The organism is Kitasatospora sp. NPDC087314, from assembly GCF_044744365.1.
Classification (GTDB): domain Bacteria; phylum Actinomycetota; class Actinomycetes; order Streptomycetales; family Streptomycetaceae; genus Kitasatospora.
On sequence record NZ_JBIUYE010000006.1, the window covers coordinates 409573 to 429899 of the forward strand.

24 protein-coding genes are annotated in these 20327 nt (G+C 73.9%); 13 read left to right on the forward strand and 11 right to left on the reverse strand.

Annotated features, from left to right (window positions below; genetic code table 11):
* Window positions 1-72: 72 nt before the first annotated feature.
* Together ACIO5E_RS16250 and ACIO5E_RS16255 are read right to left on the reverse strand one after the other, a co-directional pair.
* Window positions 73-552 carry a hemerythrin domain-containing protein gene (locus ACIO5E_RS16250; protein ID WP_400667800.1) on the reverse strand — a complete coding sequence of 160 codons (480 nt, stop codon included), beginning with the start codon at window positions 550-552 and terminating at the stop codon, window positions 73-75.
* A 945-nt stretch (window positions 553-1497) separates the two neighbouring features.
* Window positions 1498-2112, reverse strand: a complete 615-nt coding sequence (locus ACIO5E_RS16255) for a TetR/AcrR family transcriptional regulator (RefSeq protein WP_400667802.1) — start codon at window positions 2110-2112, stop codon at window positions 1498-1500.
* A gap of 129 nt (window positions 2113-2241) precedes the next feature.
* Between ACIO5E_RS16255 and ACIO5E_RS16260 the strand changes: the two genes are divergently transcribed.
* Together ACIO5E_RS16260 and ACIO5E_RS16265 are read left to right on the forward strand one after the other, a co-directional pair.
* A complete protein-coding gene (locus ACIO5E_RS16260) occupies window positions 2242-2943 on the forward strand; it encodes an SDR family oxidoreductase (protein WP_280677696.1) in 702 nt (233 codons plus the stop codon).
* A gap of 46 nt (window positions 2944-2989) precedes the next feature.
* A complete protein-coding gene (locus tag ACIO5E_RS16265; RefSeq protein ID WP_280677697.1) occupies window positions 2990-3412 on the forward strand; it encodes a tautomerase family protein in 423 nt (140 codons plus the stop codon).
* A gap of 88 nt (window positions 3413-3500) precedes the next feature.
* Here ACIO5E_RS16265 and ACIO5E_RS16270 read toward each other — a convergent pair whose 3' ends face one another.
* Window positions 3501-4214 (reverse strand): HAD family hydrolase, encoded by a 714-nt coding sequence (locus ACIO5E_RS16270; protein WP_400667805.1) that lies wholly within the window; start codon window positions 4212-4214, stop codon window positions 3501-3503.
* A 184-nt stretch (window positions 4215-4398) separates the two neighbouring features.
* Complete coding sequence (locus tag ACIO5E_RS16275; RefSeq protein ID WP_400667807.1) at window positions 4399-4731, reverse strand: ArsR/SmtB family transcription factor; 333 nt, start codon at window positions 4729-4731, stop codon at window positions 4399-4401.
* Window positions 4732-4871: 140 nt separating this feature from the next.
* Here ACIO5E_RS16275 and ACIO5E_RS16280 point away from each other — a divergent pair, with 140 nt between their 5' ends.
* Window positions 4872-6098, forward strand: a complete 1227-nt coding sequence (locus tag ACIO5E_RS16280) for an MFS transporter (RefSeq protein WP_400667809.1) — start codon at window positions 4872-4874, stop codon at window positions 6096-6098.
* Window positions 6099-6161: 63 nt separating this feature from the next.
* On the opposite strand, the gene pgm is transcribed toward ACIO5E_RS16280, so the two are convergent.
* The gene (gene pgm, locus ACIO5E_RS16285) at window positions 6162-7802 is read right to left on the reverse strand and encodes a phosphoglucomutase (alpha-D-glucose-1,6-bisphosphate-dependent) (protein ID WP_400667811.1); all 1641 of its coding nucleotides are present in this window, start codon (window positions 7800-7802) and stop codon (window positions 6162-6164) included.
* Window positions 7803-7978: 176 nt separating this feature from the next.
* Complete coding sequence (locus ACIO5E_RS16290; RefSeq protein ID WP_400667813.1) at window positions 7979-8278, reverse strand: YciI family protein; 300 nt, start codon at window positions 8276-8278, stop codon at window positions 7979-7981.
* A 263-nt stretch (window positions 8279-8541) separates the two neighbouring features.
* Here ACIO5E_RS16290 and ACIO5E_RS16295 point away from each other — a divergent pair, with 263 nt between their 5' ends.
* Together ACIO5E_RS16295 and ACIO5E_RS16300 are read left to right on the forward strand one after the other, a co-directional pair.
* Window positions 8542-8877 (forward strand): hypothetical protein, encoded by a 336-nt coding sequence (locus ACIO5E_RS16295; protein WP_400667815.1) that lies wholly within the window; start codon window positions 8542-8544, stop codon window positions 8875-8877.
* A 61-nt stretch (window positions 8878-8938) separates the two neighbouring features.
* Window positions 8939-10432, forward strand: a complete 1494-nt coding sequence (locus tag ACIO5E_RS16300) for an FAD-binding protein (RefSeq protein ID WP_400667817.1) — start codon at window positions 8939-8941, stop codon at window positions 10430-10432.
* 108 nt (window positions 10433-10540) lie between these two features.
* Here the strand turns inward: ACIO5E_RS16300 and ACIO5E_RS16305 are convergent, their stop codons facing one another.
* Window positions 10541-12037: a multicopper oxidase family protein gene (locus tag ACIO5E_RS16305; protein ID WP_400667819.1), complete on the reverse strand. Its 1497-nt coding sequence runs from the start codon at window positions 12035-12037 to the stop codon at window positions 10541-10543.
* A gap of 259 nt (window positions 12038-12296) precedes the next feature.
* Between ACIO5E_RS16305 and ACIO5E_RS16310 the strand changes: the two genes are divergently transcribed.
* The 3 genes from ACIO5E_RS16310 (at window position 12297) to ACIO5E_RS16320 (ending at window position 15109) form a co-directional block, all read left to right on the forward strand.
* Window positions 12297-13679 (forward strand): pyridoxal phosphate-dependent decarboxylase family protein, encoded by a 1383-nt coding sequence (locus ACIO5E_RS16310; RefSeq protein WP_400667820.1) that lies wholly within the window; start codon window positions 12297-12299, stop codon window positions 13677-13679.
* 111 nt (window positions 13680-13790) lie between these two features.
* Window positions 13791-14441 carry a hypothetical protein gene (locus tag ACIO5E_RS16315; RefSeq protein WP_400667822.1) on the forward strand — a complete coding sequence of 217 codons (651 nt, stop codon included), beginning with the start codon at window positions 13791-13793 and terminating at the stop codon, window positions 14439-14441.
* Window positions 14438-15109, forward strand: coding sequence for a DUF6875 domain-containing protein (locus ACIO5E_RS16320; RefSeq protein ID WP_400667824.1), 672 nt, complete (start codon window positions 14438-14440; stop codon window positions 15107-15109). Before ACIO5E_RS16315 ends, ACIO5E_RS16320 begins: the two co-directional genes overlap by 4 nt.
* A 72-nt stretch (window positions 15110-15181) precedes the next feature.
* Here ACIO5E_RS16320 and ACIO5E_RS16325 read toward each other — a convergent pair whose 3' ends face one another.
* The 3 genes from ACIO5E_RS16325 to ACIO5E_RS16335 form a co-directional block, all read right to left on the reverse strand.
* Window positions 15182-15649, reverse strand: coding sequence for an NUDIX domain-containing protein (locus ACIO5E_RS16325; RefSeq protein WP_400667826.1), 468 nt, complete (start codon window positions 15647-15649; stop codon window positions 15182-15184).
* A gap of 74 nt (window positions 15650-15723) precedes the next feature.
* Entirely contained in the window at window positions 15724-15969 is a 246-nt protein-coding gene (locus ACIO5E_RS16330) for a hypothetical protein (RefSeq protein ID WP_400667828.1), read from the reverse strand.
* Window positions 15969-16169, reverse strand: a complete 201-nt coding sequence (locus ACIO5E_RS16335; RefSeq protein ID WP_400667830.1) for a hypothetical protein — start codon at window positions 16167-16169, stop codon at window positions 15969-15971. The genes ACIO5E_RS16330 and ACIO5E_RS16335 overlap by 1 nt, the downstream gene beginning before the upstream one ends.
* Window positions 16170-16285: 116 nt before the next feature.
* On the opposite strand from ACIO5E_RS16335, the gene ACIO5E_RS16340 reads away from it, so the two are divergent.
* The 4 genes from ACIO5E_RS16340 (at window position 16286) to ACIO5E_RS16355 (ending at window position 18387) form a co-directional block, all read left to right on the forward strand.
* Window positions 16286-17128 carry a helix-turn-helix transcriptional regulator gene (locus tag ACIO5E_RS16340; protein WP_400667831.1) on the forward strand — a complete coding sequence of 281 codons (843 nt, stop codon included), beginning with the start codon at window positions 16286-16288 and terminating at the stop codon, window positions 17126-17128.
* The gene (locus ACIO5E_RS16345) at window positions 17113-17319 is read left to right on the forward strand and encodes a DUF397 domain-containing protein (protein ID WP_400667833.1); all 207 of its coding nucleotides are present in this window, start codon (window positions 17113-17115) and stop codon (window positions 17317-17319) included. The genes ACIO5E_RS16340 and ACIO5E_RS16345 overlap by 16 nt, the downstream gene beginning before the upstream one ends.
* 70 nt (window positions 17320-17389) lie before the next feature.
* A complete protein-coding gene (locus tag ACIO5E_RS16350; protein WP_400667835.1) occupies window positions 17390-17581 on the forward strand; it encodes a DUF397 domain-containing protein in 192 nt (63 codons plus the stop codon).
* A gap of 158 nt (window positions 17582-17739) precedes the next feature.
* On the forward strand, window positions 17740-18387 hold the full coding sequence (locus ACIO5E_RS16355; RefSeq protein ID WP_400667837.1) for a hypothetical protein: 648 nt from the start codon (window positions 17740-17742) through the stop codon (window positions 18385-18387).
* Window positions 18388-18448: 61 nt separating this feature from the next.
* Here the strand turns inward: ACIO5E_RS16355 and ACIO5E_RS16360 are convergent, their stop codons facing one another.
* On the reverse strand, window positions 18449-19129 hold the full coding sequence (locus ACIO5E_RS16360) for a TetR/AcrR family transcriptional regulator (protein WP_400667839.1): 681 nt from the start codon (window positions 19127-19129) through the stop codon (window positions 18449-18451).
* Between the two features lie 111 nt (window positions 19130-19240).
* On the opposite strand from ACIO5E_RS16360, the gene ACIO5E_RS16365 reads away from it, so the two are divergent.
* Window positions 19241-20194: an NAD(P)-dependent alcohol dehydrogenase gene (locus ACIO5E_RS16365; protein ID WP_400667840.1), complete on the forward strand. Its 954-nt coding sequence runs from the start codon at window positions 19241-19243 to the stop codon at window positions 20192-20194.
* Window positions 20195-20327: the final 133 nt, after the last annotated feature.

Sequence of the window (20327 nt, forward strand, 5' to 3'; positions counted from 1 at the left end):
GGCGCCGTTCCACTGCGCCACGGCGACCTTCGCGCCGTCCGCCCGCAGCAGGTGACGTGCCGACGGACGTTGTCAGCCGAACCGGAACACCTGGTCGGACCAGCCGCTGTCAGGTACGGCGCTGTCGAGGGCCTTGCTGATCGTCCGTTCCTCGTAGGCGAAGTGGGATTCCATGATCGCCGTGAGTCCGTCGAGTTCGCGCCCGATCGCCTCCAGGCCTTCGCCGGGCGATTCGGCGGCGTGGTCGGCGAGTTCGCGGACCCTGGCCAGGATGGCAGCGATCATCTCGTGGTCCTCGACGAGCTTGGCGACCGTCCCGGCGAGCTCGGGGCGTTCGCGCACGAGGTGGGCGAACACGCCCTCGTCCTCGCCCTGGTGGTGTGCCGTCAGCGCGGCGCAGAAGGCCAGGCAGTGGGTGCGCAGCGTGTCGTCGTCCAGCCGGCGTTGGCCGATTCCGGCCCTGACCGCGCCGATCCGGCGGCGCAGTTCCTGATGTGTTTGGGAGAGCTGAAGGCTCAGGGCGACCACACGGTCGCCGTCGGGGGAAGCCACGGAGGGCGGTCCCTTCGGTTCCACACCTCCATGCCTGACGCGGTCCGTCACCGGCACGCGATGCTGCCATCATCCGATCACGTGCCGCGACACCACGGCAAGCGCCGTCGCGGGCGGTATGACGAAGGCTCCCCCGGAACGGAGCCTTCGCCTGGCGGGCCCGGTGGGCGGCCACGTCCGCGACGCCTGTGTAGGTGGCGGCGTCGGCGGCGGCCTGGACGGCGCCGACGGTGCCGATGGCCGGGTCGTCGGTGTCGGCCGGTGCGGCCGGCCCTGCGTGGGGCGGGGTCGTGGTGCCCGCCCGGACCTGCGGGGCGTAAACCGGTGCGGTCTGCGTGAGCGGGCTGGCCGGCTACCGCGCGCTGTTCGGCGCCGACGGCTAAACCACGGCGGCCGATCCGGTTGGCGGGGCGCCCGCCGGGTGTTACGAACACCGGGTGACCGTGGCCGTGTTCGTGTGGGCGACCTGCGATCATCCAATCGCCGGACCGCTGACCAGGCTGCCCGAGGTGCCCGCCCGTCCGATGGGCCAGGGCTATCGCGAGGCCGACGGATCCCGTCGCGCCGCCCGGCTTCTTCGCCCTGGAACCCGGGCCGTGGGGCGCCCCGCTCGTGCCCTCCGACGCCTGCCTGCCGGTCTTCGCCGGGGGTCCCTGCGTCGGCGATCCGGACGGCGACGGGTTCCTGGTGTCCGCGGGACCCCGGAACACCGCGGTCCTGCACCCCGATGACGCACCGTCACTCCAGCCGCATCCCGGCTGGAGGCGCTCCCGGGGGCGCTGCGGCCTCGACGGCCGGAGCGGCATGAATCAGCTGCGCCCCTGCGGCGCGAAGGTGGGCACGCTCATCAGCGAGTGCAGCACCGCGTACGAGCTCCGCCTGGACCCCGGCGGGGTGCGCGCGATCACGGGCCTGCGGGCCCCTCCCCCGGTCCGGCTGCGGCCCTTACACGGACGGCGTGTCCGCGTCCGCGGCGGGGGCGGGGGTGGGGGCGGACAGCCGGTGGCGGGCGGCGTCCAGGAACTCGGCGGACAGGGCGGGATCCTCGCTGGCGCGGGCGAGCAGGAGGGCGCCGACCAGGGTCGACAGGTCGGCGAGCGCGGCCTCGCGTTCGGCGGGGTCGGGCAGGTGCTGGAAGCCGTCGACGAGGTCGCGCAGGCCGGCGGTGAAGGCGGTGCGCAGCGGGGTGCCGGGCTCGGCCCGGGCGGCGTCGGCGGCCAGCGCGGCGGCGGCGCAGCCCTGGCCGGGGTTGTCCCGGTGGGGGGTGGAGAGGTAGCGGGCGAGGAACTCGGCGCGGGGGGTGCGACCTTCGGCCGCGGGTTCGTCGGCGAGGTGGTCGATGGCCTCGCGGCGTTCGGCGAAGGCCGCGCCGAGCGCCTGGGCGACGAGGTCGTCCTTGGAGGCGAAGTGCCGGTAGAAGCCGCCGTGGGTGAGGCCCGCGGTGGCCATCGCCTGGGGGACGCTGACCTGGTCGGCGCCCTTCTCCCGGATCAGCCTGGCGGTGCTGTCGATCACCTGGCGGCGGCGGCGCTCGGCCTCGGCTCGTGACACGCGGGGCATGCCTGCGCTCCCTTCCTTCGCTCCTGTTTGTGGTGCTCCCACCTTCCCACCCATTTTAGATGATGATAGTAATCTAAAAGGGTGGTGCCGGACACGGACACCGCCACCTTGAGAGCGAGGAACACGCACATGACCGTGATCGAAGGCTCCGTCGCCCTGGTCACCGGAGGCCGGCGCGGCCTCGGCAGGGCATTCGTCGAGGAGCTGCTGGCGCGCGGCGCGAAGAAGGTCTACGCCACCGCCCGCACGCCCGACCGCAGCGAGGACGAGCGGGTGGAGGTCCTCGCCCTGGACGTCACCGACGACGCCTCGGTGGCCGCCCTGGCCGAGCGCGTCCAGGACGTCGACATCGTCGTCAACAACGCCGGCGTCCTGTATCCGGGGGCGCTGCTCACCGCCGACCTGCGCCAGGTCCAGGCCACCTTCGACACCAACGTGCTCGGCCCGCTGCGCATCGCCCAGGCCTTCGCGCCGGTGCTGGCGGGCCGCGGCGGCGGGGCCCTGGTGGACATCCACTCCGCGCTGTCCTGGGGTGCGGGCGCCGGCGCCTACGGCGCCTCCAAGGCCGCCCTGTGGTCGCTCACCAACTCCCTGCGCGTCGAGCTCGCCGCCCAGCGCACCCAGGTCGTCGGCGTGCACCTGGGCTTCGCGGACACCGACATGGTGGCGGCCCTGCCCGTCGACAAGCTCCCGGCCGCCGAGGTGGCCCGCATCGTCCTGGACGGCGTCGAGCGCGGCGAGCGCGAAGTGCTCGTCGACGACGTCACCCGGGCGCTCAAGTCCGCGCTCTCCGGCCCGGTGGAGGGCCTCACCCTGCCCATCGGCCGCTGAGCCGCGCCCCCTTCCTGCACCACGCCCGATCCCGAGGAGAACACCCATGCCCCTGTGGCACGTCTACCACCCTCCCGGCACCTACACCCCCGACCAGAAGCAGCGCCTCGCCGCCGACATCACCGGGTTCTACACCCGCTTCGGGCTGCCGAAGTTCTACGTGGTGACGCTCTTCCACGAGATCGCCGCCGACTCCTTCCACGTCGGCGACCAGCCCGCGCACGACGCGGTGCGGATCGTGGTCGAGCACATCGCCCGGCACACCGAGGACCCGGACCTGCGCAAGCGCACCCGGGAGGCCCTCGCCGCCCTCCTCGCGCCCCACACCACCGGGCGTGGCCTGTACTGCGAGTTCCACATCGACGAGACGCCCCGGGACCTGTGGATGATGGACGGGATCTCCCCGCCCCCGCCCCAGAGCGAGGCCGAACAGCTGTGGGCCCGCGAGAACCGCCCGATCCCCTACTGACGGACACCTCGGCGCGCGGAGCGGGAAGTCGGCCCCGCCGACTTCCCGCTCCGGGACCCACCGACCCGGCAGGCGACAAGCGGTGGGTTCAGCCGTCGAGCGCGGCGGGCAGGTCGTCGAGGGCGTGGAGGACGCGGACGCCGTCCGTGACCGGTGCGCCACTGCGGGCCCGGTCGAGCCAGTACGCGCGCAGTCCCGCGTCGCGGGCCCCCACGGCGTCGAGGGCGTACTTGTCGCCGACGTAGGCGACCTCCCGCGGCGCGAGCCCGAGGCCGGCGCACCCGGCGAGGAAGATGCCCGGCGCGGGCTTGGCCTCGCCGTGCTGGTCGGAGCAGACCAGGGTGTCGCCGAAGTAGGGCAGCAGGCCGACGGCGTCGAGCTTGCGGCGCTGGTGGTCGGCGCTGGAGTTGGAGACGATCCCGAGGCGGTAGCCGGGGGCGAGCCTCGCCAGGACGGGTCCGGCGTCGGGGAAGGCCGCCCAGGCCGCGTCGCGGTGGGCCGCGTAGCCGGCGAACCAGGCGGCGGCCTCGTGGTCGGGCAGGCCGGCGGTGTCCTGGCCGAGGTGGGCGAGGAAGTGCCGGACGCGTTCGTGCTGCTGGCCGGTGAAGGTGAGCTCGCCGGCCAGGAAGCGGGCGTACTGGGCCTCCATGACCGCGCGCCACAGCGCCAGGGCCGCCCCGGGCCCGGGGAAGCGGTCGAGCAGCCCCTGGTCCCGCAGGTGGGCGAGGATGCCGGCCTCCTCCGAGCCCGAGTAGTCGAACAGGGTGTCGTCGACGTCGAAGAGCACGCCCCTGATCGGCACGCCGCCACCCCTTCCCGATCCGGTTTCCCGCCGGGGTGAGCATCCCACGCGTGCGGCGGGGCCCCGCGCCCGGGGCTCAGCGGTCGAGGGTGATCTCGGGGTGGTGCGGGCAGGGCGCGTCGGGCCGGCGGAGGAGCGGCGGGCGGCGGGTACGACCTCGGTCATAGGCCCCGGAGTGGAGCGCTCAGGCGGACGCGGCGGGCGCTGCGGCCAGGAGGGCGTCGAGCAGGCCCGGGAAGCGGGCGTCGAGGTCGGCGCGGCGCAGGCTGACGAAGCGGTTGCGTCCGGCGACGCGGGTGGTGGTGACGCCGGCCTCGCGCAGGACGCGCATGTGGTGGGAGACGGTCGACTTGTGGAGGTGTTCCAGCCCCAGGTCACGGGGGGCGCAGGAGTGTTCGGCGCCGTCGGCGTAGCTGAGCAGCAGCGTCATGCGGACCGGGTCGCCGAGGGCGTGCAGCACCGTGACGAGGTCGATGTCGGCGGTGGCGGGCTGGGGAAGCCGCTCGTCTTCGGGCATGGCGCGTGATCCTCGTCGGGTGAGGGCCGGCCGGACGGGGCCGGACGGGCCGGGGTTGGTTTGACAATCATCCACCAATCCCTAGTGTTTGACGAGCGTCAAACTGTTGCCCTATCGTCAAACAATCGGGGGGCTTTCCCGTGCCCGTACGCCTGCTCCTGCTCGCCCTCGGCACCTTCGCCATGGGCACCGACTCGATGGTCGTCGCCGGCATCCTCGGCCCGGTCTCCGCCGACCTGGGGGTGTCGGTGCCCGCCGCGGGCCAGCTGGTCACCGTCTTCGCGCTCGGCTACGCGCTGCTGGCCCCGGTGCTGGCCGCGCTCACCGCCCGCTGGCCGCGCCGGCGCCTGCTGCTGACCGCGCTCGTGGTGTTCAGCGCGGCCAACGCGCTCAGCGCGCTCGCGCCGGACTACGGCCTGCTGCTGGCGAGTCGGGTACTGGCGGCGGCCGGCGCCGCGCTGTACACGCCGACCGCCAACGCGGTGGCCACCACCCTGGTCGCCCCTGAGCGGCGCGGACGGGCGCTGGCCACGGTGCTGGGCGGGATGACGGTGGCCACCGCGCTGGGCGTGCCGCTGGGCACCTGGGTGGGGCGCAGCGACTGGCGGATGACGATGTGGCTGGTCACGGCGCTGGGCGTGGCGGCGCTGGTGGGGCTGGCGTTGCTGCTGCGCGACCTGCCGCAGCCGGTCGCCGCGCCGGGGCTGCGGGCGCGGCTGGCGCCGCTGGGGCAGCGGCGGGTGCTCGGGGCGGCGGCCACCACGCTGGTGTTCTTCCTGGCCTTCCAGTGCGTCTACATCTACCTGGCCACCGCCGTCTCGGGGGCGACCGGGGGCGACGCCGACCGGCTGAGCCTGGTGCTGCTGACGACGGGGGTGATGTCGGTGGCGGGCAGCTGGCTGGGCGGGCGCCTGGTGGACCGGGCGGGGGTGCGGCGGGTGCTGCTGGCCGGTTCGGCGGTGGCGGCGTGCGCGTTCGCGGCGCTGCCGTGGCTGGGACGCAGCATGCCGGGGGCGCTGGTGTACGCGGCGGTGGTGCCGCTGGCGGGGTGGGCGGTGTCGGTGGCGCTGCCGCACCGGCTGGCGTCGATCGATCCGGGCAACGCGCCGCTGCTGATCTCGCTGAACAGCAGTGCGCTGTACCTGGGGACGGCGGCCGGGGGCGTGGCGGGCAGTGCGGCGATCGCGGTGCTGGGCGGGCGGTGGTTCCCGGTCGCGGCGGCGGTGCTGGCGCTGGTGGCGACGGCGGTGGCGGCGGCGACCACCCGGGAGGGGCGGGCGCCGCAGCCGGCTCCGGGGACGCCGTCGCCGACGCCCCGGCCGCCCCGCTGCGCCGCCCCGTCCGCGCCGCGCTCCACCGGCGCCTGACCGGGGGAAGCACGCGCGCCCCGGACCGGGAGTCCCGGTCCGGGGCGTGGGGGTGAGCGCGGGTCAGGCGCCGAGGACCTCGCCCACCAGGGCGCGGGCCTCCTCCTGCACCCGGGCCAGGTGCCCGTCGCCGAGGAAGGACTCGGCGTAGATCTTGTACACGTCCTCGGTGCCCGAGGGGCGGGCCGCGAACCAGGCGTTGTCGGTGCACACCTTGATGCCGCCGATCGCCGCCCCGTTGCCGGGCGCCTTGGCCAGCACCGCGGTCACCGCCTCGCCGGCCAGCTCGCGCGCGGTGACCCGCTCCGGGGACAGCCGGGCCAGCAGCGCCTTCTGCTCGCGGTCGGCGGGGGCGTCCACGCGGGCGTAGGCGGGGGCGCCGTGGCGCCCGGTCAGCTCGCGGTAGTACGCGCTGGGGGTGGCGCCGGTGACGGCGGTGATCTCCGAGGCCAGCAGCGCCAGCAGGATGCCGTCCTTGTCGGTGGTCCACACCCCGCCGTCGCGGCGCAGGAACGAGGCGCCGGCCGACTCCTCGCCGCCGAAGGCGATCGAGCCCTCCAGCAGCCCGTCGACGAACCACTTGAAGCCCACCGGCACCTCCACCAGCTCCCGCTTCAGGTCGGCGGCGACCCGGTCCAGCATCGAGGAGGACACCAGCGTCTTGCCGACCGCGGCGTCGACGGGCCAGTCCGCGCGGTGGCGGTACAGGTAGTCGACGGCCACCGCCAGGTAGTGGTTGGGGTTCATCAGCCCGCCGTCGGGGGTGACGATGCCGTGCCGGTCGGCGTCCGCGTCGTTGCCGGTGGCGATGGCGTACTCCTCGCGGCGCCCGATCAGCGAGGCCATCGCGGCCGGCGAGGAGCAGTCCATGCGGATCTTCCCGTCCCAGTCCAGCGTCATGAACCGCCAGGTCGGGTCGGTGACCGGGTTGACGACCGTCAGGTCCAGGCGGTGCGTCTCGGCGATCCGCGCCCAGTACGCCACCGACGCCCCGCCCAGCGGGTCCGCGCCGATGCGCAGCCCCGCCGCGCGCACCGCGTCCAGGTCCAGCACCGCGGGCAGGTCCTCGACGTAGGCGCCCAGGAAGTCGTGGCGGCCGGTGGTGGCCGCGGCCAGCGCCCGCGCGTACGGCACCCGCTTGACCCCGCGCAGGCCCTCGCGGATCAGCTCGTTGGCGCGGTCCTGGATCCAGCCGGTCGTCTCCGAGCCGGCCGGGCCGCCGCTGGGCGGGTTGTACTTGAAGCCGCCGTCGCGCGGCGGGTTGTGCGAGGGCGTCACCACGATGCCGTCCGCCAGCGCCCGGGGGCTGCGCCGGTTGTGGGCCAGGATCGCGTGCGAGACCGCGGGGGTGGGCGTGTAGCCGTCCGCGGAGTCCAGCAGCACCTGCACCCCGTTGGCCGCCAGCACCTCCACCGCCGTCACCTTGGCCGGCTCCGAGAGCGCGTGCGTGTCCGCGCCCAGGAACAGCGGGCCGGCGATGCCCTGCCCGGAGCGGTACTCGCAGATCGCCTGCGTGGTCGCCGCGATGTGGTCCTCGTTGAACGCGGCGTCCAGCGAGGACCCCCGGTGCCCCGAGGTCCCGAACGCCACCCGCTGGCCGACCTCCTGCGGGTCCGGCTTCAGCGCGTAGTACGCCGTCACCAGCCGCGCCACATCCACCAGATCATCCGGCTGCGCCGGCTGCCCGGCCCGTGCGTGTGCCATCCGTCTTCTCCCGCCAACTTCCCAGACGCGTCCTTGCCCCGTGCTTACCGATCGTAGCCAGAACGCGACCGTGCCCCGTACCGGCGGGCGGAACGGGGCACGGCGAGGCCGGCGTTCGGACGGCCGGGGTCGGGCGAACGGGCTTCAGGCGGCCGGGCTTCGGGCGGGAGCGGCGCTCAGGCGGGCAGCTGCTGGCGGTAGGCGTCCAGGGCGGGGGCGGTGGTGGTGGCGAGGAACTCGGTCACCGTGTACGTGACCAGGCCCTCGCGGGCGAACGGGTCGGTGCGGGTCAGCTCCTCGACCGCGGCGCGGTCCTCGCCCAGCGCGATGATCACCCCGCCCTCGCGCGGCACCTTGCGGCCCGAGGCGAGGAAGGTGCCGGCCTCGTAGTGCCCGTTCAGCCACTCGACGTGCTGCGGCAGGACGGCGTCGATGCGCTCCAGCGGGGCGGTGTACGTCAGCTCCAGTACGAACATGCGCCCAGGCTAGCCCCGCACCGGGCGGGCCGCGGCGCCGGGGTCCTGCGGGGGTGCCAGACCCAATCCTGCCAGCTCAGTGGCCGGTTGCGGTAGGACGCAGGGCACGCGGGTTTCGCCTTGCCCGGGGGCGGGCGCACGCCGCAGACTCGTCGGCATCCACTCCTTCGGCCACGCACCGGCCCCTGCCCAGGGCAGCCGGTGCGCGCGTCGTGCTGCCCTGGGGGCCGAAGGCGGGTGGACGGACGAAGGGGGACGTGAGGGTGACGGTGCACGGGGACCTGGTGCTGAAGGCGCGGGTGCGGCTGCTGAGCCACAACGAGAGGATCCTGGACGCCCCGGAGGGGCTGTGGGTGTACCGGGCGCTGTTCCCGGTCAGCCCGCACGTGTACGCCTACAAGCTCGCCTACGTGCTGCGGACGGCCGCCGCCTCGCCGCGGGTGGCCCACCTGCCGCAGGCACGGCGGGCGCTGCTGGAGGAGGCGCGGGCCGCCGCCGCGCACATCCCCGCCGACGCCCCGGCCCACCAGGTGCGGATGTGGGAGTACACCGTGGCCGAGCTGACGATGCTGGAGCAGCAGGGACGTGCGGGGCAGTAGGTGGTCGCGGGGTGGTTGCGGTACAACAATCCCTATTTGACGACTGATCGGAGAAGTTGATATGAGCAGTTCAGGCCTGTCCCGCCGCGCACTGATCGCCGGCGCCGGCGCCGCCGTCGTCGTCGGCTGGAACACCACCGCCCGCGCCTGGGCCGCCGAGCCGGGCGAGAGCGTGGAGCAACTGCCCGCCCTGGACGGCACGGTGACCCTGCAGGGCGCCGGCCTGGAGCGGTTCTCCTCCGACTTCGGACACCTCGTCACCGCCGCGCCCCGCGCGGTGCTGCGCCCGGCCTCGGTGCGCGACGTGCAGAAGGTGGTGGCCTTCGCCCGGCGCCACCGCATCCCGGTGGCCGTCAACGGGCAGAGCGGCGACCAGGCGGTGGTCGGCGCGGACGGGCTGGAGTCGCACTCCAGCTACGGCCAGGCCAACCCCCGCGGCGGGATCGCGATCGACTCCCGTGGCCTGTCGCGGATCGTCTCCGTGGAACCGGGGCGGGCCGTGGTCGAGGCCGGCGCCACCTGGGCGCAGCTGACGGACGCGGCGCTGGCGCAGGGCTGGGCGCCGCCGTGCCTGACGGACTACCTGCACCTGTCGGTGGGCGGGACGCTGAGCGTGGGCGGGATCGGCGGGGCGGTACAGCGCCACGGCCTGCAGGCGGACACCGTGCAGGAGCTCCAGGTGGTCACCGGTACCGGCGAGCTGGTGACGGCCTCGCCGGAGCGCAACCGGGAGCTGTTCGAGGCGGTGCTGGCCGGCGGCGGGCAGGTGGGGATCATCGTGCGGGCCACGCTCGCGCTGGTGCCGGCGCGCGAGCGCGCCACCGTGTTCACCCTGGCCTACGACGACCTGGACGTCTACCGCGCGGACCAGGAGAAGGTGATGGCCGAGGGCCGCTTCGACCTCCAGGTGGGCAACGTGGTGCGCAGCGCGGACGGTTCGCGGTGGCGCTACACGGCGGAGCTGGTGGCCTTCGGGGACGCCGGGCGTGCGGTGGAGCGGGAGCGGCTGCTGGCGGGGCTGCGCCCGGTGGCGGGTGAGACGTCGGTGGTGGAGCAGAGCTGGCGCGAGTACGCGTTCCGGGTGGACGCGTTCGCGGGGTACCTGCGGGCGGCCGGGTTCTGGGGGCTGCCGAAGCCGTGGCTGAGCCTGTTCCTGCCGGCCTCGACGGTGGGGGTGTTCATGCGGGAGGCGACCGAGGTGCTGACCGCGGCGGACCTGGGGGCGGGGCTGCTGCTGTTCTACCCGTACGCGCGGGAGCGGGTGAAGGCGCCGCTGGCGGTGCTGCCGCAGGAGCCGGTGGGCTGGCACTTCGACCTGCTGGCGTTCCCGGGGCCGGGGGCGGACACGGCGGCGATGCTGGAGCGCAACCGGCGCCTGTACGAGCGGGCGGTGGAGCTGGGCGGCAAGCGCTACCTGATCGGGGCGGTGCCGGGGATGACGGCGTCCGACTGGCGGCGTCACTACGGCGGCCTGTGGGAGCGGGTGGAGCGGGCCAAGCGGCGGTGGGACCCGGCGGGGATCCTGACGCCGGGCCAGGGCATCCACGCCGCCTGACACCCCCTCGGGCCGCCCGCACCCGCGGGCGGCCCGAGGCCCGGCAGGCGGACGGGCGGCCCGAGGCCCGGCGGACGGGCGTGCGGTCAGGCGGACGGACGGGCGGGGTCAGGCGATCTCCATCTGCGCCATCATGCCCATCGCGGAGTGGTCCAGCAGGTGGCAGTGGTAGGGGTAGCGGCCGCGGTAGGCGTCGAAGACGGCCTGCAGGCGCACGCTCTCCCCCGGCAGCAGGCGCACCGTGTCCTTGAGCCCGGACTCCGCCGGGGAGGGGGCGGCGCCGTTGCGCGCCAGGACCCGGAACTGCACCAGGTGCAGGTGGAAGTTGTGCGGCACGTCCTTGTTGGCGTTGACGACCGTCCAGATCTCCGAGGTGCCGAAGGCCACCTGGGCGTCCACCCGGGCCGGGTCGTAGACCTTGCCGTCGATCAGGCCGAGGGGGGCGGCGCCGGGGCTCTCCTGGTACTCCAGGACCACGGTGCGCTCGCGCACGGCCGCGGCCACGGGGGGCAGGGTGCGCAGCCGGGCGGGCACCGAGCTGGGGTCGTGGGCGGGGCGGGTGACGTCGAAGCGCAGGACCTGGCCGACGTGTTCGGTGGGGCCGGGGGGCATGGAGTTGGTCAGGACGATGCTGGTGCCCACCGGGTAGCGGGAGAAGTCGACGACGACGTCGGCGCGCTCCCCGGGGGACAGGTCGACGGTGTCGGTGACGTGGGGGCGTTCCAGCAGGCCGCCGTCGGAGCCGATCTGGGTGAGGGGGCCGCCGTCGGCCAGGCGCAGGGAGAAGAAGCGCAGGTTGGAGGAGTTGAGCAGGCGCAGCCGGTACTTGCGGGCGGCGACGTCGACCTTGGGCCAGGGGCGGCCGTTGGCGAGGATGGTGGTGCGGTTGAAGGGGTCGTCCATCCGGTAGACGAGGTTGGCGTCCTGGTCGAAGCGGGCGTCGCGCAGGGCGATGGGCAGGTCGTACTGGCCGGCGGGCAGCGGCAGGGCGGCTTCGGTGGCGTCGGTGATCAGGTAGGTGCCGGCCAGGCCGCGGTAGACGTGCTCGGACTCCAGGTGGTGGGCGTGGTCGTGGAACCACAGGCTCGCGTGGGCCTGGTCGTTGGGGTAGGTGTAGGTGCGGGTGCGGCCGGCGGCGATCAGGTTCATCGGGCCGCCGTCGCTGTCGGCGGGGACGCGGGCGCCGTGCAGGTGGACCGAGACGGGGTCGTCCAGGAGGTTGGTCTGGCGCACCAGGACGGGGCGCCCGGAGCGGGCGCGGATGACGGGGCCGGGGAAGGACCCGTTGTAGGTGAGGACGTCGGTGCGGTGGCCGGGCAGGATCCGTGCGGAGGCGCGGAGCATGGTGATGGCGTAGGTGTCGGCGCCGCCGCCGGTGGACACCGGGGCGAGCACCGGGGGGACGGGCATGGCGGTGGTGAACTTCGGTGCCAGCGCGGGCCCGGCGTCGGGCCCGGGGTCGGGGGCGGCGGGGTCCGGGCCGCCGTGGTCGTGGCCCTCGGCCGCGGCGGCGACGGGGGCGGCCGGGCGCAGGGTGGTGCGCATGAGCAGGACCCCTCCCCCGGTCGCCAGGGCGGCGCCGATCATCCTGCGTCTGGTCACCATCGCGCGTCCTCCTGCTGCCGGCCCGGTGGGTGGGCGCCCCGGCGGGTGGTGCGGGGGCGGGTTCCGGGGGTGATTGCAGCAGCGGGTCCTTGCGCCCGGTTGGGGTCCGGCTGAGGCCTACCGGCCGGTGGGGCGGGGTGCCAGGGCGGGTCCGTGGCGGGCCGCGGGGTGAGCTGCGGGTGTTGCGGCCCGCTTGCGGGCGCCGGTCACCGTGGCTCGGGAAGCACTGGAGGATCCCTCGAAGGGAAAGGGCCACAGCGTGGACCTGCGGTACTGGCTGCCGAGGGCGGCCGAGGTGGCCGAGCGGTGGGGCGAGCGGTTCGGGCCCTTTCGCCCGCACCCCTCGCACCGGGTGGACGACGCGGACTTCGCCGTCGCGTTCGAGCGCTTCGCCAAGCGCCTGGAGCACAACTACCCGTTCTTCCATCCCCGTTACGCCGGGCAGATGGTCAAGCCCCCGCACCCGGCCGCCGTCGTGGGCTACCTGACGGCGATGCGGTTCAACCCCAACAACCACGCCTACGAGGGCGGGCCGGCCACCAACGACATGGAACGCGAGTGCGTGGCCGCGCTGGCCGCCGTGTTCGGCCTGCCCCGGCACGTGGGCCACCTCACCAGCAGCGGCACCATCGCCAACCTGGAGGCGCTGTACGTGGCCCGCCAGAGCCACCCCGGGCGCGGCGTGGCCTACAGTGCGCAGGCCCACTACACGCACAGCCGGATGTGCCACGTGCTGGGCGTGCAGGGCCACGCGGTGCCCGCCGACCCGGCGGGGCGCATGGACGTGGGCGCGCTGGAGGAACTGCTGGCCACGGGGCGCGTCGGCACGGTGGTCGTCACCGCCGGCACCACCGGGCTCGGCGCCGTCGACCCGGTGCACGAGGTGCTGGCGCTGGCCCGCCGCCACGGGGTGCGGGTGCACGTGGACGCCGCCTACGGCGGGTTCTTCGCGCTGCTGGCCACCGACGACGCCCAGGCCGCCGCGCTGGAGCTGGACCCGGCCCCGTGGCGGGCCATCGCCGGCTGCGACTCCGTCACCGTCGACCCGCACAAGCACGGCCTGCAGCCCTACGGCTGCGGCGCGGTGCTGTTCGCCGACCCCGCGATCGGCCGCCACTTCGCCCACGACTCCCCCTACACCTACTTCACCGACGCCGAACTGCACCTGGGCGAGATCAGCCTGGAGTGCTCGCGCGCCGGCGCCTCGGCCGCCGCCCTGTGGCTGACCCTGCAGCTGCTGCCGCTCACCGCGCAGGGCCTGGGCGCCGTCCTGGCCGGCGGGCGGCGCGCGGCGCTGGCCTGGTCCCGGCTCGTCGACGACAGCGCGCAGCTGACCCTGCACCAGCGCCCGCAGCTGGACATCGTCACCTACTTCCCCACCCCCCGGGGGCCGCTGTCGATGTCCGCCGTCGACGCCGCCAGCGAGCGCGTGCTGCGCCAGGGCATGGCCGACGAGCACGACCCGGTCTACCTGAGCCTGCTGCGCGTGGACGCCGCCGACTTCACCCGCCGCCACCCGGGCGCGGGCGCCGACGCCGGCGGGGCCCGGGTGCTGCGCAGCGTCCTGATGAAGCCCGAGGCCGAGGAGTACCTGCCGCGCCTGCACGCGCGGGTGGCCGCTCTCGCCGCCCACCGGCCCTGAACCACCCGCACCGCCGCACCGCTGCACCGCCGTACCGCTGCCCCGCCGCGCCCTGTTCCGGTTCCGCCGCTGCCGCCCCTGCCGCCCCTTGTCTGCCGAGGAGTGTGTCCGTTGACCACCGCCACCGCCCTGCCGGGCGCCGCCCTCGCGGCCCCCGCGGTCCGCCCCGCCCGCCCCGGGGAGACCCCCGCCCTCGCCCGGGTCCTCGCCGCCGCCTTCCAGGACGACCCGCTCACCCGCTGGGCCTTCCCCGACGACGCCTACCGCGCCGCCGTCCTGCCCGCCTTCTTCCGCGTCCACGTCGACCAGTGCCTGGCCCACCGGGGCGTTTTGACCACCGAGGACGCCGACGCCGTGCTGCTGTTCCTGCCCCCCGGCGTGTGGGAGGACCCGGGCCTGCGCGACGACGGCACGGCCCGCGCCCTGGACGAGGCCGTCGACGCCGCCGCCCACCCCGAATCCGCCCGCCGCCTGGCCGCCATCACCCGGCTGCAGGCCCGCCGCCACCCGCGCCACCGCCCGCACTACTACGCGGCGTTCATCGGCGCCCGCCCCGGCACCCACCGCGCCGGCACCGGCACCGCCCTCCTGCGGGCCTTCCTGGCCGCCGTCGACGCCGACGGCCAGGCCGCCTACGCCGAGACCAGCTCCCCGGGCGGCGCCCGCCTGCTCGCCGCCGCCGGCTTCACCCGCTTCGGCGACGCCCTCGCCCTGCCCGCCGGCGGCCCCCGTCTGACACCCGTGTGGCGGGGTGCCCGGTGAGCGCGCACACCGTCGACGCCGCCCTGCGGGTCCACTCCGCCGACCAGATCGACGCCGGAGCGGCCGACCGCCACGCCGAGGCCGCCGAGGTCCTCGCCTGGAGCCGGCGCTTCCTCACCACCGCCCACCCCGACCTGGGGCGCTCCGGCCCCGTCTGCCCCTACACCCAGCCCTCGCTGCGCCGCGGCCTGTTCCACATCGCGGTCGCCGACACCGGCGCCGGCGGCGATCTGCCCGCACTGGTGGCCGAACTGCGTGAACGCTACGACCAGCTGCTCGCCGACCTCACGCAGGAGTCGGACCGGGAGCTGCTGACCGTGCTGCTGGTGCTGCCCGGCCTGGACCGGGCGGATTCCACCGTGCTGGACGAGGCGCAGCGCAAGGCCAAGGACGAGTTCGTCGAACAGGGCCTGATGATCGGCCAGTTCCACCCCGCCTGCGAGGAGCCGGGGCTGTGGAACCGCTCGTTCCGGCCGCTGCGCGCGCCGGTGCCGCTGCTGGCGGTGCGCAAACTGCTGGTGTTCGACCTGCCGTTCCTCGTCGACGACGAGTCCCATCTGGCCCACTACCTGGCCCGGTTCGCCCCCCAGGTCCCGGCCCGCATCCGCGACCAGCTGGTCTGCGGGATGACGGAGCACCGCAGGGCGGTGCGCCTGAGCGCCGCCTGACCCGCGGCCCCCTTGCGCGCGGAGCCCCGGTCGGCGCCCGGGCTCCGCGCGCGCCCCTTCTTTCTGCGGTCCTCAGGTTGCGCGCTGTCCGTGGAGGAGGACGGGCAGCGTGCGGTTGGCCAACGCCTCGGTGAGACGGGCGGCTTGGGAGGGGACCATGACGTCGGGCAGTCGGCGGACGGGGACGAAGCGGGCGCCGAGCAGGCCGCTCCTGTGCTGGGGCGGGACGGTGAGGCGGGTGTCGTCGGCGACGGTGCCGCCGTCGAAGACGAGGCTGAGGCGTTCCAGGTAGCGGTCGGCGGGGGTGAAGTCGACGGCGAGGACATCGGTGAGGCGCAGGTTGAGCCCGGTCTCGGTGTGGAGGTGGCGGGCGGCGGCGAGGTGCGGCGGCTCGTTCGGCTTCGCGGCGCCGCCGGGCAGGATCAGCCCGTCCATGTAGTCCGGGTCGACGAGCAGGACGTCGCCGCGCCGGTTGCGCACGAGGACGAGGCAGCCGAGCCGGCACACCGGCGGCTTGGCGAGCAAGCGGGGGTCTTGCATCGGGAGTTCACTTCCTGAGGGCGGCGAGGAGCACGAGGGAGAAGCCGGCCCACCAGAGCAGGCGAGCGAGGAGTTCAGTCGTCATGGGTGAGGCGCTCGTAGCGCAGCCCCTTGCGCAGCAGGTCCACGATCCGCAGGAGGTCGACGGGCCGGGCGGTGAGACGCAGCAGGTAGCTGCACGTCATCCGGCCGGTGTCCCAGTCGACTTCGAGGGTGGGCAGCCGGACCCCGCCGAGGGCGAGGACGGTGGTCAGGTCGTCCAGCACAGCGGCGGCCTGTCGCCGCTGCTCGGCGGTCGCCCGGGAGAGGATGGAGCCCATCACCGCTCCCCCGGCCGCTTGTGCACCTCGAACGCACGCCAGGCACTGAAGGCCGCGCCGAAGGAGGCGAACCCGCTGCGCTCACCGGCCGGTTGGCACAGCCACTCCCCGGTCGTCTCGTTCCGCACCCGGTAGCACCGGCCCTCGGGGTCCCAGCGGACCCCGTAGCCGTGGAGCCGGGGAACTTGGACATCGACCATGGGAATAACCTTCCGCGATCAGCGTTTCACGTTCTGTGCACATGGTGGCCCTGCGTCGCCTAGCATCGGAAGTGGCAGACGACTTGACCTCGGTGGCTTGGAGAGTTGGAGCAGCCATGGTGAACATCAAGGAAATTGACCCGCAGTCATCCCCCTGGGCACCGTTCGGGGTCCAACTCCGCAGGTCACGCAGGGCCATGGGCCTCAAGCAGGAACAGCTCGCGCGCAAGGTCGGAGTCCACCCGTCCTACGTCTCGTTCGTAGAACTTGCGCAGCGACCCCCGAGTGAGAAGTTTGCTACCAAAGCCGACGAGGTCCTGCAGACCGGCGGGACCCTGCTGCTGATGTACTGGCAGCTCAAACACACTGCCCTGGTTCCGGGCTTCCCCGAGTACGCCAACTACGAGTCGTCCGCGGAGCAGATCAAGCTCTTCGAAATCAACGTCATCCATGGCCTTCTGCAGACCAAGGCATACGCCACCGCTTGGGAGCAGGGGAATATCAGGCGAGGCACGGCCACCCCGGAGCAAGCCGAAGAACGCATCAACTACCTCCTCACCCGGCAGCAAACCCTTCACCGAACGCCTCCGCCGATCCTGCACGCGGTGCTGGACGAAAGCTGTCTCAGGAGGACCATCGGCGGCCGAGACGTCATGATCGAGCAGCTACTCCACCTTGAACGACTGGCCAGTCAACCCAGGATCTTCATCCAGGTGGCGCCCTACTCTCTCGGCGAGAGTAGGCCATTCACTCGCGTAGTAACCATGCTGATGCTGCCGACACGCAAGATGATCGCCTACAGCGAGACCGAGCAGCGCGGCTACCTCGACCGCGATACCGAGTCGATCGCAGCCTTGGTCAGGGACTACGATCAGCTGCTGGTCGAGGCCATGAATCAGGCCGACTCAGTAGCTATGATCCGCTCGGTACGGAGGGACCTCGAATGGACGTCAAACTGACTCGCGCTTCCTGGCGCAAGAGTTCCTATAGCGGCAGTGGCGGTCAGTGCGTCGAGGTTGCCGACGGCTTCACCGGCATCATGCCCGTGCGCGACTCCAAGGACCCCCACGGCCCGGCGCTCGTCTTCTCCGCCGCCGCCTGGCAGGCCTTCGTCACCGCCACCCGCGCCGGCGAGTTCGACGCCAACTAGGCCTACCTGACGCCAGAGTGGGAAGTCGTCCCCCATCGACTTCCCACTCCACCCACAGGAGGCAACCGCGATGGACACCACCTGGCGCAAGAGCACGTACAGCGGTGGGCAAAGCGGCTGCGTCGAGGTCGCCGACGGCTTCACCGGCATCATGCCCGTCCGCGACTCCAAGGACCCGCACGGCCCGGCGCTCGTCTTCTCCTCCGCCGCCTGGCGGGCCTTCGTCACCGCCGTCCGCACCGGCGAGTTCGACGCCGACTGACGTTGCCTGGGCGCCGCCGCCCCTGCCCCGGGGCGGCGGCGCGTTCTCAGTGGGCGGTTCGCGAGCTGATGTCCGTTTCGCGGTGAGGTCAGGGCAGGGCTGCTGGTCGCGGGGCTTCGGTCGGGCCGGAGCGCCCCGACATCGGCTGGGACGTCACCGTGCGGGACCCGCCACCCACCTGCGCTGCAACGCCGCGCACTTCGTCGGCGTCGTGCAGCTGCGGGCGCCGCAGGCGGGTCGAGGAGCGCGGCGCCTACCGCACCGCCCCCGTCTGCGGCACTCCGACGCCCGGGCCGGACGCCGACTGCCTGCTGCTGGAGAGCGGCCAGGTCACCAGGAAGTGGGTGTCCTCCTCCGTCGACGACGGGACCAGCTACTACCTGAACATCGCACGCGAGGCGGGCTCCGCCCAGAAGTACGAGGTCGACGAGTCCCTCTACCGGCACGTGGAGGCCGGCACCGCCGTGGACCTGAAGATCTGGAAGGGCACGGTGGTCCGGATCGCCCATGACGGGCACGAGGTGAGCACCCTGACCCTGTCCTGGCACGTCTGGCTCGGCCTGGCGGAAGCCGCGCTGCCGACCGCCGCAGGCACGGTGGTGACCGCCCACGGACTGCCCGGCCGCAACCCGGCGTTCTGGAACAGCTCGCCGATCCTGCTCATGGGGACGGCCCTGGTGACCTCCATGGGTGCCGTCCTCCTCACGCTGGTGCAGGGGCCCTTCCCGGTGACCCTGGGCCTCGCCGTCTCGGCCTGGCTGATCGCGACGCCGACCGTCAGGTACCTGCACACGTCCTTCTCCTAGGGCCTGTTGCGACAGCGGAGTCGTCGGACTGGACGTGCCCTGCGGCAGGTACCGTCTCGGGTCAGGCTCCGGCGGGCCGCTGCCCCCGGGAACCGTGCGTTGCCATCGGGAGGTTGCGCAGTGTCAGCGCAGCCGGCGGAGGCAGCGGTTCGTTGGCCGTGTCGGTGCGGAACGACTGGAGCAGATAGGCCACCAGGCGCCGGGACGCCGCACCGTCATCCGGCAGGGCGGTCACCAGAGCGCAGTGTGCCAACAGGACCACGGCGAGGTCGGACGGGTGGAAATCGGCCCGCAGCGCGCCCGACGCCTGGGCCCTGCGGACCAGGGTCGTGAAGTCCCGCTCGGCTCGTTGCCGGGACTGCGCGTGCTCCGACGTGCGGTCCGGGAAGGCCGTGACGAACGCTGCCGGGAACCCGCGTTCCTCCCGTTGCAGAGCGCAGACCGTCTCGACCAGCTGCTGGAAGCCCTGCCAGGGGTCAGGGGCGGCCAGAGCCTCGGTGAGCGCCCGCGCGCAGGTCTCCGTCTGCTGCGCGAACGCGCCCCGCACCAGAGCGTCCCGGGTCGGGAAATGCCGGTACAGCGTCGCCACGCCGACCCCGGCCCGACGGGCCACGGTCGCCATCGGGGCGTCGATCCCGTGCTCCGCGAAGACCGCACGGGCGGCGACGAGGACGCGCTCCCGGTTGCGCCGGGCGTCCGCCCGCACCCCGTCCCGGGCTGTGATCCGAGAGGATTCCGTCATCACTGTCTCTCGCTTCCGGTCCAAACGGACGATTGCGTCCACTTGAGAGCCTACGGTCGATGCCAGACCCGTACGGCCCCCGGCGGCAAAGGCAGAACGTTGAATGACCGCATGATGAAGGCAGTGCTCTACGACCACTACGGCGGCCCCGAGGTGCTGAACGTGAGCCGCGTGCCACGCCCCGAGCCGACCGCCGGCGAGGTGCTGGTGAAGGTGCGCGCGTTCAGCGTCAACGGCAGCGAACTGGCAGTCCGGGCCGGTCGTCTCCGCCTCCTGAGCGGCCGGACATTCCCCAAGCGTGTCGGCTTGGACTTCACCGGCGAGGTCGCCGCACTGGGGGTCGCAGTCACCCGGTTCGCGGCCGGCGACCGCGTCTGGGGGGTCCTGGGCCGCACCTCCGGGTTCGGCAGCGCCGCCGAGTACGTGACCGTGCCCGCCGAGCGGGTCGGGCGGCTCCCCGACGGCCTCGACCCGGTGGACGCCGCCGCGCTGCCGGTGGCCACCACGGCCATCACCGCGCTGCGGGACAAAGCCGGGCTGCGCCCCGGCGAACGGCTCCTCGTCCGGGGCGCGGCGGGCGGTGTCGGCAACGCCGCCGTCCAGCTCGGACGGGCGTACGGCGCCGAGGTCACGGCCCTCGCCCGCGCGGCCAACCTCGACTTCGTCCGCGGGCTCGGCGCGCACAAGGCCGTCGACCACCAGGCCGTGCGGCCGGCGGAGCTGGGCCGCTTCGATGTGGTCCTGGACACCGCGGGGACCGACCTGCGGGCCTTCCGGCGCCTCCTGGCTTCCGGCGGGCGCATGGTCACCCTCGCCTTCGACCTGAACCGGCCCGCTGCGACGCTCGGCTACCTCGCGGCCAGCACGGTCCACGGACGCGGCCGGGTGCGCTACTTCAGCGGCAACCCCACGCGGGAGGACTTCGACGACCTCGCCCGCCATGTGGTCGAGGGCAAGCTGAGCCCCGCGGTGGACACGGTCTTCCCCCTGGAGGAGACAGCAGCGGCGCACCGGGCGCTGGAGGCGGGCGGCGTCCAGGGCAAGTACGTGGTCAGGGTCGCGTAGGACCCCGGTGGAGGTGCCGATCACAGCCACTCGTCGATGGCAGCGATGAGGACGGTCGCCTCGTAGCGGACCGCCGGCTCGTCGTGTCCGAGCTCCTGGCGGTTGCGCAGACGGGGCGCGTGGGGCGGTCCGG

Coding starts and splice junctions, on each gene's coding strand:
- ACIO5E_RS16350 (WP_400667835.1), top strand. CDS start 17,390: ATGGACACCACCTGGCGCAAGAGCACGTACAGCGGTGGGCAAAGCGGC.
- ACIO5E_RS16360 (WP_400667839.1), bottom strand. CDS start 19,129: ATGACGGAATCCTCTCGGATCACAGCCCGGGACGGGGTGCGGGCGGAC.
- ACIO5E_RS16300 (WP_400667817.1), top strand. CDS start 8,939: ATGAGCAGTTCAGGCCTGTCCCGCCGCGCACTGATCGCCGGCGCCGGC.
- ACIO5E_RS16335 (WP_400667830.1), bottom strand. CDS start 16,169: ATGGTCGATGTCCAAGTTCCCCGGCTCCACGGCTACGGGGTCCGCTGG.
- ACIO5E_RS16325 (WP_400667826.1), bottom strand. CDS start 15,649: ATGCAAGACCCCCGCTTGCTCGCCAAGCCGCCGGTGTGCCGGCTCGGC.
- ACIO5E_RS16260 (WP_280677696.1), top strand. CDS start 2,242: ATGACCGTGATCGAAGGCTCCGTCGCCCTGGTCACCGGAGGCCGGCGC.
- ACIO5E_RS16305 (WP_400667819.1), bottom strand. CDS start 12,037: ATGGTGACCAGACGCAGGATGATCGGCGCCGCCCTGGCGACCGGGGGA.
- ACIO5E_RS16255 (WP_400667802.1), bottom strand. CDS start 2,112: ATGCCCCGCGTGTCACGAGCCGAGGCCGAGCGCCGCCGCCGCCAGGTG.
- ACIO5E_RS16340 (WP_400667831.1), top strand. CDS start 16,286: ATGGTGAACATCAAGGAAATTGACCCGCAGTCATCCCCCTGGGCACCG.
- ACIO5E_RS16265 (WP_280677697.1), top strand. CDS start 2,990: ATGCCCCTGTGGCACGTCTACCACCCTCCCGGCACCTACACCCCCGAC.
- ACIO5E_RS16275 (WP_400667807.1), bottom strand. CDS start 4,731: ATGCCCGAAGACGAGCGGCTTCCCCAGCCCGCCACCGCCGACATCGAC.
- ACIO5E_RS16365 (WP_400667840.1), top strand. CDS start 19,241: ATGATGAAGGCAGTGCTCTACGACCACTACGGCGGCCCCGAGGTGCTG.
- pgm (WP_400667811.1), bottom strand. CDS start 7,802: ATGGCACACGCACGGGCCGGGCAGCCGGCGCAGCCGGATGATCTGGTG.
- ACIO5E_RS16290 (WP_400667813.1), bottom strand. CDS start 8,278: ATGTTCGTACTGGAGCTGACGTACACCGCCCCGCTGGAGCGCATCGAC.
- ACIO5E_RS16330 (WP_400667828.1), bottom strand. CDS start 15,969: ATGGGCTCCATCCTCTCCCGGGCGACCGCCGAGCAGCGGCGACAGGCC.
- ACIO5E_RS16345 (WP_400667833.1), top strand. CDS start 17,113: ATGGACGTCAAACTGACTCGCGCTTCCTGGCGCAAGAGTTCCTATAGC.